This is a genomic window from Neisseria sp. HMSC064E01 (assembly GCF_001808875.1).
Classification (GTDB): Bacteria; Pseudomonadota; Gammaproteobacteria; order Burkholderiales; family Neisseriaceae; genus Neisseria; species Neisseria sicca_A.
Window position 1 is genome coordinate 1 of sequence record NZ_KV794923.1, and the last position, 10569, is coordinate 10569.

General features: G+C 48.0%; 10 protein-coding genes and 1 tRNA gene. 10 read left to right on the top strand and 1 reads right to left on the bottom strand.

Annotation, left to right across the window (positions count from 1 at the left end; all coding sequences use genetic code 11):
- From HMPREF2572_RS13240 to HMPREF2572_RS04840, 9 genes are all read left to right on the top strand, one after another.
- Positions 1-1967 (top strand): site-specific DNA-methyltransferase (locus HMPREF2572_RS13240; RefSeq protein WP_246827771.1); only part of this gene is annotated, 1967 nt, incomplete at its 5' end.
- 10 nt (positions 1968-1977) lie between these two features.
- A complete protein-coding gene (locus HMPREF2572_RS04810) occupies positions 1978-4641 on the top strand; it encodes a restriction endonuclease (protein WP_070496473.1) in 2664 nt (887 codons plus the stop codon).
- Between the two features lie 289 nt (positions 4642-4930).
- Positions 4931-5386, top strand: a complete 456-nt coding sequence (locus HMPREF2572_RS04815; RefSeq protein ID WP_070496474.1) for an HvfX family Cu-binding RiPP maturation protein — start codon at positions 4931-4933, stop codon at positions 5384-5386.
- A gap of 81 nt (positions 5387-5467) precedes the next feature.
- The gene (locus HMPREF2572_RS04820; protein ID WP_070496475.1) at positions 5468-5764 is read left to right on the top strand and encodes a hypothetical protein; all 297 of its coding nucleotides are present in this window, start codon (positions 5468-5470) and stop codon (positions 5762-5764) included.
- Positions 5765-5871: 107 nt separating this feature from the next.
- Entirely contained in the window at positions 5872-6714 is an 843-nt protein-coding gene (locus HMPREF2572_RS04825) for an HvfB family MNIO-type RiPP peptide maturase (protein ID WP_009312575.1), read from the top strand.
- On the top strand, positions 6704-7405 hold the full coding sequence (locus HMPREF2572_RS04830) for an HvfC family RiPP maturation protein (protein ID WP_070496476.1): 702 nt from the start codon (positions 6704-6706) through the stop codon (positions 7403-7405). The genes HMPREF2572_RS04825 and HMPREF2572_RS04830 overlap by 11 nt, the downstream gene beginning before the upstream one ends.
- Before the next feature lie 309 nt (positions 7406-7714).
- Positions 7715-8305, top strand: a complete 591-nt coding sequence (locus HMPREF2572_RS04835; RefSeq protein WP_070496477.1) for a sigma-70 family RNA polymerase sigma factor — start codon at positions 7715-7717, stop codon at positions 8303-8305.
- A gap of 18 nt (positions 8306-8323) precedes the next feature.
- A complete protein-coding gene (locus HMPREF2572_RS14125) occupies positions 8324-8494 on the top strand; it encodes an anti-sigma factor family protein (protein WP_141752020.1) in 171 nt (56 codons plus the stop codon).
- A 412-nt stretch (positions 8495-8906) separates the two neighbouring features.
- A complete protein-coding gene (locus HMPREF2572_RS04840) occupies positions 8907-9446 on the top strand; it encodes a c-type cytochrome (protein WP_070496478.1) in 540 nt (179 codons plus the stop codon).
- Positions 9447-9781: 335 nt separating this feature from the next.
- Here HMPREF2572_RS04840 and HMPREF2572_RS04845 read toward each other — a convergent pair.
- Positions 9782-9857: transfer RNA gene (locus tag HMPREF2572_RS04845), tRNA-Lys, on the bottom strand.
- A gap of 202 nt (positions 9858-10059) precedes the next feature.
- Here HMPREF2572_RS04845 and HMPREF2572_RS04850 point away from each other — a divergent pair.
- Complete coding sequence (locus HMPREF2572_RS04850) at positions 10060-10470, top strand: Ag473 family lipoprotein (protein WP_003755882.1); 411 nt, start codon at positions 10060-10062, stop codon at positions 10468-10470.
- The last annotated feature ends 99 nt before the right edge of the window (positions 10471-10569 follow it).

Here is a 10569-nt window from a genome sequence, read left to right on the forward strand (position 1 = left end):
AACCGAACCGAACCGAACCGAACCGAACCGAAATTATACACGATTTAGAAAATAATTTCAAACAAAACAATATATTAAAACTCAAACAACTCTTTCCCGAAGTCTTTTGCGAAGGCCAAATCGACTTTGAGAAACTCAAACTCGTCCTCGGCGCAGAAAACCTTGCCGGCGCGGGCGAACGTTACCAACTGGATTGGGCGGGCAAAACCGCCGCCTATCTCAACCTGCAAAGCCCCACTTCCCGCACGCTCGTTCCCTGCAAAGAAGAATCCGCAGATTTCGACGGCACGCAAAACGTGTTTATCGAAGCCGAAAACCTCGAAGCCCTGAAAATCCTGCAAAAATCCTACGCCGGCAGCGTGAAGATGATCTACATCGACCCGCCCTACAACACCGGCAGCGATTCCTTTATTTATCCCGACAAATTCTCCGAAAGCCGCGAAGAATACGCCCGACGCGTGGGCGATACCGACGACGCGGGCTACCTGAAGCGCGACGGCGTATTCCAAGGCGCGTGGCGCAAAAACGGCAAAGACAGCGGCCATTACCACAGCAACTGGCTCTCCATGATGCTGCCGCGCCTGCATCTGGCGAAAACCCTGCTGCGCGAAGACGGCGTGATTTTTATCAGCATTGACGACAACGAACAGGCACAGTTGAAACTGCTGTGCGATGAAGTGTTTGGGGCAGAGAATTTTGTGGCAGAATTTGCGATTGCTTCTAATTCAGCAAAAAATAATTCAAAGTTTGTTTCTGTTTCTCATGAATATTTATTATGTTATGTAAAGAATAAGTTGGTGACAGTTGAAGATTGGTCTGTTCATAAAAGTAATATTAATGAATTTAAGAAAATAGCAGCTTCTCTTTTGAAAAGAGGATTAAATCATGAAGAAATTCATTCTGAATTATTATCATTGGTTAAATACCCAAAATTCTATGAATTTGATCATTACACTTATGCTGATGAACAAGGACTATATCAAGCATCTGATTTAACTGCACCGAATAGTAAAAACTATTATGATATTTTGCATCCTAAAACAAAAGAACCATGTAAGACGGGTGTCCGTGGCTGGGCTTATTCATCAACTGAAATGAAAAATCTTCTTGAAAAGAATTATATTTTGTTTGGAGAAGATGAAAATACTATGCCACGATTAAAAAATTATCTTTTTGAAAATGAAAAATCGTTACCTAGATCTATTTTATTTTTTGATTCACAGTCGTCAACCAAATGGATAAAGTCAGAAAATTTGGGATTTGATTATCCTAAATCTATTGATTACATCAAACATATTATTTCAATGTATCCTGAAAATAATTTCATCGTCATGGACTTCTTCTCCGGCAGCGGCACTACCGCCCACGCCGTGATGCAGCTTAACGCCGAAGACAGCGGCAGCCGCCGTTTCATCTGTGTCCAGCTCCCCGAAGAAACCGACGAAAAATCCGAAGCGCGTAAGGCGGGTTTCAACACGATTGCCGAAATTGCCAAAGAACGCATCCGCCGCGCGGGCAGGCAGATTTCAGACGGCCTTCAAGACGGATCGGAAATAGATACGGGTTTTAAAGTCTTCAAACTTGCCGAAAGCGGTTTCAAACAATGGCGGCAGCCAGCCGACACCGATGCCGAAAGCCTGCAAGGCGAATTGTTGTTGAATATCGATTCCGTGCTGTCTGAAATGTCGTCTGAAAACCTGCTCTACGAATTGATGCTGCGTATGGGCTTGAAGCTGACTTGCAAGGTTTCGTTTTCAGACGACGTATATTTCGTGGAAGACGAGGATACGGGCGGGCTGTACGCTTTCCTGCTGGAACGTGTGAATCAAGGTTTGATTGATGCCGTGCTGGCGAAGCATCCCGCCAAGGTGGCGGCATTGGACAGGCTGTTTGAGGGCGACGACGCGCTCAAAAGCAATACCGTATTACAGATGAAGGACGCGGGCGTGATGTTCGAGTGTGTGTAGGGAGAAAACGATGGAACTGAAATTTGAAGAACTGCCCTATCAGCTTAATGCGGTAAATGCCGTTGCGAATCTTTTTGCAGGGCAGCCGAACCATGCCCGGACATTTGATTTGACCAGTCAGGGGACGGGGCGGTTTGTCGGCAACGGCTTGGATTTGGATTGGGAAACGCTAGGCCGGAATTTGAATGCGGTACAAAAGCAAAACGAACAGCCTGAAACGGAAATCGGCGCGCACGGGCTGAATTTTTCCCTGGAAATGGAAACGGGGACGGGCAAAACCTATGTCTATCTGCGAACGGTTTACGAATTGAACAAGCTCTACGGCTGGAAGAAATTTGTCATTGTCGTACCGAGCGTACCGATACGCGAAGGCGTGTTAAAAAGCCTGGAAATTACGAAGGCGCATTTTGACAGGGTGTTCGGCAGGACGGTGATGCGTTATTCGGAATATTCAAGCGGCCGGCTGTCGGACTTGCGCGCTTTTGCGGTAAACGACCACATCGAGATTTTGGTGATCAACATCCAGTCGTTTGAAAAAGACGGAAACGTTATCAATAAGGTAAACGAAAGCGGGGAAGCACCGATTAAGTTTATTCAGGAAACGTGTCCTATCGTCATCATCGACGAGCCGCAAAATATGGAAACGGAAGGCCGTCTGAACGCTTTGGAATCTCTCCATCCGCTTTTTACCCTGCGCTATTCGGCAACGCATAAAAAACCGTACCACAAGGTTTACAACCTGAATCCCGTGCAGGCATACAATTTAAAGCTGGTAAAGCAGATCGAAGTCTTACCGGTATTGGCGGAAAACGATGTGAACGGTGCATTTGCGGAGCTGCTGGAAGTAAAGCAGGCGGCCAAAGGCCGTCTGAAAGCCGATTTGAACATTCATTATCAGGATAAAAAGGAAACCAAGAAGAAAAAGGTATCCGTCAAATCAGGAGACGATTTGTTTGAAAAATCGGGCGGCAACGAAGCCTACCGCCACGGTTTTATCATTGACGGCATGGATTTCGAGAATCAGGAATTGGCGTTCTCAAGCGGTAAAACCATTACACGCGGCGGAGATGGCGATGCGGTGCGCGATGAAATCATGAAAAACCAAATCCGCGAAACGGTAAGGGAGCATTTGGCGAAGGAGAAACGGCTGAATCCGCTGGGAATTAAGGTGTTGTCGCTGTTCTTTATCGACCGCGTGGAGAATTACCGTACGGCAGACGGAACAGCAGGCAAGTTTGCCCTTTGGTTTGAAGAAATCTATCGAGAACTTGCAGGCAGTACCGATACGGCGGGCGTACACGACGGCTATTTTTCGCAAGACAAGAAAGGCCGTCTGAAAAACACCGATGGCACAACGCAGGCGGACAACGATACCTACCGCCTCATTATGCGCGACAAGGAAACCCTGCTTTCCTTCGGCAGCCCGCTGCGCTTTATCTTTTCCCATTCTGCGCTGAAAGAAGGCTGGGACAACCCCAATGTATTCCAAATCTGCACGCTCAAAGAAACCCGATCGCCGCTGAAAAAGCGGCAGGAAATCGGGCGCGGGCTGCGTATAGCCGTCAATCAGGAAGGGCGTCGCGTGCGCGATGAAGATGAAAATGAAAAGGTGAACATACTGACCGTAGTGCCGAACGAAAGCTACGAATCGTTTGCCGCCAACCTGCAAAAGGAATACGAAGACGAATGCGGTATCAAATTTGCCGCCGAAAACATCAAGGACGGCAATAAGAAGAAAAAACAGCTATTCCGCAAAGATTTTCCGCTCGACCCCGAATTTCAGGTAATTTGGGACAAGTTGAAATACAAAACGCGCTACCGCGTGCACTTCGATACGGCAGAATTGATTAAACAGGCTTCGGCGGCAGTAGCAGGCCTGCCCGAAATCCAGAAGCCGAAAATCCGCATCCAAAAAGCACATTTGAAACAAATATCAACCAAGGGTATCGAAACGGTTGAAACTAAAAGTTACAGCCGCGACATGGACGTTCAATGGGAAATTCCGGACATACTCGGCGAAATCCAAAGAAAAACGGGGCTGACGCGGCGCACGGTGTACGAAATCATCACACAGTCGGGTCGTCTGAAAGATGTGGCAGGCAACCCGCAACGCTTCATCGACCTTGCCGCCGAAGCGGTAAACCGCAGCCTGTACGCATTGATGGCGGCAGGAATCGAGTATGAGCAAACCGGTGAAGTGTATGACCAAAAGCTGTTGGCAGACATGGAGCGCGAAGGCATCGAGTTTTATGAAAACGGTTTTACGTTCGAAGTCGGAAAACCGCAAAAAACCATTTACGAAAACTATATCCCTTTGGATTCCGGCACGGAAAAAGCCTTTGCCCAAAATTGCGAGGATTATGATGCGAAAAATGAAGGCGGTGTGGCGTTTTACTTCAAACTGCCCGGCTGGTTCAAAATCCCGACCCCGCTGGGCAGCTACAATCCCGATTGGGCGGTGGTAAAACAGGTTCAGGACAAAGTGTATTTCGTTGCAGAAACCAAAAATACCGGCAAAGGCATTCAGGCGGGGGTAGATGCGGGCAAGCTGCGCGAAAACGAACGGCTGAAAATCGAATGCGGCAAGCAGCATTTTGCGGCATTGGACGGATTGAAATATCGGGAGACGGATTCGGTAAGCGGTTTGGAGGCAGGCCTTTCGCCGGATATTTAAACATAAAACAGCTTTATTCCGTCTTTACGGGAACGGCGAAGCGGGTATATTTTGAGTTGAATTTTTTATGAACATGCTTACCGGCCTTCTTTCTTTTGCCGTATGATGAAGGAGCAATGCGCTAAAAGAAAAAGGTCGTCTGAAACTTTGAAAACCTGTTTTCAGACGATCTTCTGAATATTAATATCGTTATAAAACAATAACAAACAAAATTTTTTCAATTGGCTTGTAAGCATTTTTAAGCTACCACGTCTAATCGGGCATGAAATGATTTTATGAAACGGTTATCATGAAAACGAATATCACAGCCCCGTGGCAATCAGCTTTAGGTTTGTTGACTTTGCGCCTGTTTGTCGCTTACGAATTTTGGGAAGCGGGCACGCAGAAATTTAACGGCAAAAACTGGTTTGCCGAAATTAACGACCAATTCCCCTTTCCGTTCTATCTGCTGCCCGACAGCGTGAATTGGAACTTGGCGATGTGGGCGGAGCTGGTTTTTCCGGTTTTGCTACTTTTAGGATTGGCGACCCGCCTGTCCGCCTTGGGATTGATCATTGTAACGGGGGTGGCGTGGGCGGCAGTTCATGCCGGTGCGGGTTATAATGTCTGCAACAACGGCTATAAAATGGCTTTGATTTACATCGTGGTTTTAATCCCGATTCTGCTGCAAGGCGCGGGCTGTTTATCGCTGGATGCACTGTTGAAAAAACGTTTTTGCCCGAAATGCCGCGTCGGAAATCAATGAAAAAGGTCGGGGAGCGGACTTTAAACGCGCCAACTCAAATTCTTAATCTGTTTAACTTGATACTTTAAAAAGGAAATCAATATGAAAAAAAATGTAGCCGCTGCCCTTGCAGGTGCTTTGTCTTTGTCTTTGGCCGCCGGCGTTGTTGCTTCTGACAAACCGGTAAGCAGCAAAGCAGGCGTTCAAAAATCTGCCCAAGGCTCTTGCGGTGCGGCTAAAGCTGCTGAAGGTTCATGCGGCGGCGCTGCTTCTAAAGCAGGCGAAGGCAAATGCGCTTCAACCGTAAAAAAAGCCCCCGCTAAAAACGCCAAAGCAGCAAAAGCCAAAGCTAAAGCAGTTGAAGGCAAATGCGGCGAAGGCAAATGCGGTTCCCTGTAATTTGAAACAAAAAGCCGCATTTTCTTGATAAATGCGGCTTTTTATCTGATTTTTACAGCAATTTCGTACCAAAACCGTTGGAACACCATCCAAAACGGAGCAACATCATGATTCAACACGCAGGCTTAGGCTACCGCCGGGACTTGGCGGAAGACTTCCTCTCGCTTTCAGACGACAGCCCAATACGCTTTATCGAAGCCGCACCCGAAAACTGGCTGAAAATGGGCGGCAGGGCCCGCAAACAGTTTGACCGCGTGGCGGAACGGCTGCCGCTGGCGTTGCACGGATTATCCATGTCGCTGGGCGGACAAGCCCCGCTGGATACTGCCTTGATAGACGGCATCAAAGAAATGATGCGCCGCTACGATTGCACGTTTTTCTCCGACCATTTGAGCTACTGCCATGACGGCGGTCATCTCTACGACCTGTTGCCGCTGCCCTTCACCGAAGAGATGGTGCGGCATACCGCGCGGCGTATCCGCGAAGTGCAAGACCGATTGGGCTGCCGCATCGCCGTAGAAAACACCTCCTACTACCTGCATTCCCCGCTTGCCGAAATGAACGAAGTCGAGTTCCTCAACGCCGTTGCCCGCGAAGCCGACTGCGGCATTCATCTCGATGTGAACAATATCTACGTCAACGCCGTCAACCACGGACTGTTGTCGCCCGAAGCCTTTTTGGAAAACGTTGACGCAGAGCGCGTGTGCTACATCCACATCGCCGGACACGACGTCGAAACGCCCGAATTATTGATTGATACCCACGGTGCGGCAGTTTTACCGACCGTTTGGGACTTGCTCGAACTCGCCTACACCAAGCTGCCGACTATCCCGCCCACCCTGTTGGAACGTGATTTCAATTTCCCGCCTTTTGCCGAACTCGAAGCCGAAGTCGCCAAAATCGCCGAATATCAAACGCGCGCCGGAAAGGAATACCGCCGTGCAGCCTGAAACCTCCGCCCAATACCAACACCGTTTCGCCCAAGCCATACGCGAGAGCGAAGCCGCCGCCGGACTGCCGCAAGACCGATTGAACGTCTATATCCGCCTGATACGCAACAATATCCACAGCTTCATTGACCGCTGTTATACCGAAACGCCGCAATATCTCGACAGCGAAGAATGGGGTCGTCTGAAAGAAGGCTTCATCCGAGACGCGCGCGCCCAAACCCCTTATTTTCAAGAAATTGCCGGCGAGTTCCTCCAATACTGCCAAAGCTTGCCGCTTTCAGACGACCTCTTGGCACTGATGGACTTCGAACACACCCAACTGCTCGCCGAAGTCGCACAAACCGACAGCCAAACCCCGCCCGCCGATTCAGACGATTTGGCGTATACCCTTTCTCCTGCTACCTTTGTGCGCCGTTATCAGTATGATGTTACCGACGAATTGCAGGCGGTGGAAACCGCCGTTTTGGTGTGGCGAGACAGCGAAGACGACGTGATGTACCAAATCCTCGACGATTTCGACGCATTATTGCTGGAAACGTTGGCAGACACGCCCACCTCCCTGAACGGCCTGCAAACCATGCTGGCAGAGTTTATGTCGTCTGAAAACGGCTGGCAGGATGCCTTAACGCAAAAATGGTCGGACTGGCTGGAACAAGGCATTTTGGTTGCCGCATCAGCCGAGGTCGTCTGAAATGATCGAATTGACGTAGTGGGCAGGAAATTCCTATAAAAGCGCACTATCGTACCCCCTTCCCGAAGGAAACGGCACAGAGACAGGCAGAAATCGAAATGTCGGCGGCCTTTACTGTTTTCAGACGACCTTTTTTATATTGGGGGTAAAGACCCGCTAAAAGGCTTGGCAGGTCGTCTGAAAATGCACGCAGCCGGTTAACGAAAAACAAAAAGCTACGTAATCGTTTATGTATTTGATGACACACATGCTCAGTATCAGCGTAAAATCAGAAGCTCATAGCAATAATTCATTCAATGCTGATACATTATGTCCCTCCCCGAATTGACTGACGCCGAACTTGCCGAATCCCGCAAGCTGCTCCTGCGTTTCGCCCGCATCCAGTTGCCCGACCGCCCCGATTTGGCGGAAGACCTTGTGCAGGAAACCATGCTTTCCGCCTACCGCGCTGCCGAAGGTTTTAAAGGTGATGCACAAGTGGGCAGTTGGTTGTTTGCCATTCTGAAAAACAAAATCACCGACTGCCTGCGCCAAATCGGACGGCAGCGCGAAGTATTCGCCACGCCTGCGGAAGAAATGTTGGACGAAATCTTTGAAGAACGGTTTGCATCAGACGGACATTGGACGACGGACGGCCATCCGCAAACTTGGGCCTCGCCCGAAAAAACGTTGGACAACAAAGAGTTTCGTGAAATCCTGCAAACCTGCCTCTACCAAATGCCGGAAAACACTGCCCGCGTGTTTACCATGAAAGAAATCCTCGGCTTCTCGTCCGACGAAATCCGTGAGCAATGCGGCATCAGCACGTCCAACTACTACACCATCATGCACCGCGCCCGCGAAACCCTGCGCCAATGCCTGCAAATCAAATGGTTCGGCAATGCAGGACATGCCGGTTAACCCTGTTAGGAAACCACAATGAACAAATGCCGCAAAACCGCCTACCTGCTCTCCAAAAAACAGGACGAAACCCGCCTGACCGTTCCAGAACGCATTTTTCTGGGCAGCCACCTGCTGATATGCCCCCATTGCCGCGAATATAAAAAACAACTCGACCTCATCCATAAAGCCATGAAAAAGATTTTTTGAGGCTGCCGGATAAGGTAAAAAGGTCGTCTGAAACCTGATGTAGGTTTCAGACGACCTTTTATCATTAAGAGGAAACACGGATTGATCGCGGTTGAAGATGAATTTTCTATGAAACGGAACACCCATAAAAAAGCCGGGTTTTTAAACTCGGCTTTTGAAATTTGGCGGGATATGGGCGGATTTAAAGGTACGACAGACGCGGTTAAAACTGCCCAATAAGCTGGCGGTTTTATAGGAATGGTCGTGCGATGTCAACATTTTTTGTCTTTTTTCAGCACAAAATATGATTTATGCCAATATTTATTACTACAACCCGCTACATGAGTAAAAACATTCATATTATATGTGTTAAAATTTTTTTAGCTGTTTAATAAACAGTACCTTAACCAAAAAAATTTAAGAAGGATAGGACATGAACAAATTACTAATTGCTGCGATGATGATGGCTGCATTGACAGCTTGTTCTCAAGAGGCTAAACAGGAAACCAAGGAAGCGGCTACCGCCGTTGCCTCCGATGTTAAAGACGCTGCGGCTTCTGCTACCGATACCGTTGCCTCTGCTGCTCAAGCAGCGGCAAGCAAAGTAGAAGATACTGCTGCCAAAGCCGCATCAGAAGTAAAAGAAGCTGCCTCTGAAGCCAAACCGGCCGAGAAAACAGAAGCTGCGCCTGCAGACGCGAAACAAGATGCTTCTTCTGCCAAAGTGGACGGAAAAGCCGTTTTCGAAGCCAACTGTAAAATGTGCCACGGCGGTACTATCCCGGGCGCTCCGGTTGTCGGTAAAAATGACGACTGGGCTCCGCGTATCAAACAAGGTAAAGACACCGTGTACAAACACGCACTCGAAGGCTTCAACACCATGCCGGCAAAAGGCGGCAACGCAGGTTTGAGCGACGACGAAGTGAAAGCTGCGGTTAACTACATGGTTAATGAATCTGGCGGTAAATTCTAAACCGTATAGATGATCAAAACGCACCTTGTAATAAGGTGCGTTTTTCTATGGTGGACTACGGCTAAAAGCAGGGATGGTTCGGGTTCGTTTTGATTAGAAATGATATGACGGATTAAGTTGAAACCGGTACGGCGTTGCTTCTCATTATCCTGATTTGAACTTAATTCCATCGCTACACAGAAGATTGATGGAAGCTCGTCTGAAACATCATCCCGTTTTCAGACGACCTGTTTCTTTGATTAACGATGGCGCAGCTTGGATTTCAGCATTGGGATTCTTGCGTAAGTACGAAAGGCAATAAAAAAGCTGAGTTTTTCAACTCAGCTTTTTAAATTTGGTGGGTCGTGAGCGATTCGAACGCTCGACCAACGGATTAAAAGTCCGCTGCTCTACCGACTGAGCTAACGACCCGATAAGCTGTGAATTTTATAGAAACAGCCGGGCCGTGTCAATGTTTTTCTGTATTTTTTTGGAACAAAACAGAACTTAGATTGGCATTTATCATCTTATAGAAGAGATTATTAATATGATATGTGTTACAATTTTTCCAGCTGTTTATCTAAAACAGTGTTTTAACCAAAATCTTAACCAAAAAACTCAAGAAGGATAGGACATGAAAAAATTACTGATTGCCGCAATGATGGCGGCTGCTTTGGCGGCTTGTTCCCAAGAGACCAAGCAAGAAACTAAGGAAGCGGCACAAGCCGTTGCGTCCGATGTTAAAAATACCGCAGCTTCTGCCGCTGATTCTGCTGCCTCTGCCGCTCAAGAAGCGAAAGATAAAGTCAAAGACGCTGCGGCTGATGCAAAAGAAACTGCCGATAAAGCCATGACTGAAACTAAAGAAGCTGCCGACAAAGCAGCTACCGATGTAAAAGAAGCGGCAGATAAAGCCGTTACCGAAACTAAAGAAGCGGCCGGTAAAGCCAAAGAAGCGGCTACCGATGCAGCCAAAGATTCTTTGAACAAAGCTGCTGATGCCACTCAAGAAGCTGCGGACAAAATGAAAGACGCTGCTAAATAATTTGTCGTGTTGATATAAAAAGGTCGTCTGAAAACCGCAGTTGGTTTTCAGACGACCTTTTGGTTTCTATAGTGGATTAACTTTAAACCATTACGGCGT

Coding starts and splice junctions, on each gene's coding strand:
- HMPREF2572_RS04810 (WP_070496473.1), top strand. CDS start 1,978: ATGGAACTGAAATTTGAAGAACTGCCCTATCAGCTTAATGCGGTAAAT.
- HMPREF2572_RS04815 (WP_070496474.1), top strand. CDS start 4,931: ATGAAAACGAATATCACAGCCCCGTGGCAATCAGCTTTAGGTTTGTTG.
- HMPREF2572_RS04820 (WP_070496475.1), top strand. CDS start 5,468: ATGAAAAAAAATGTAGCCGCTGCCCTTGCAGGTGCTTTGTCTTTGTCT.
- HMPREF2572_RS04825 (WP_009312575.1), top strand. CDS start 5,872: ATGATTCAACACGCAGGCTTAGGCTACCGCCGGGACTTGGCGGAAGAC.
- HMPREF2572_RS04835 (WP_070496477.1), top strand. CDS start 7,715: ATGTCCCTCCCCGAATTGACTGACGCCGAACTTGCCGAATCCCGCAAG.
- HMPREF2572_RS14125 (WP_141752020.1), top strand. CDS start 8,324: ATGAACAAATGCCGCAAAACCGCCTACCTGCTCTCCAAAAAACAGGAC.
- HMPREF2572_RS04840 (WP_070496478.1), top strand. CDS start 8,907: ATGAACAAATTACTAATTGCTGCGATGATGATGGCTGCATTGACAGCT.
- HMPREF2572_RS04850 (WP_003755882.1), top strand. CDS start 10,060: ATGAAAAAATTACTGATTGCCGCAATGATGGCGGCTGCTTTGGCGGCT.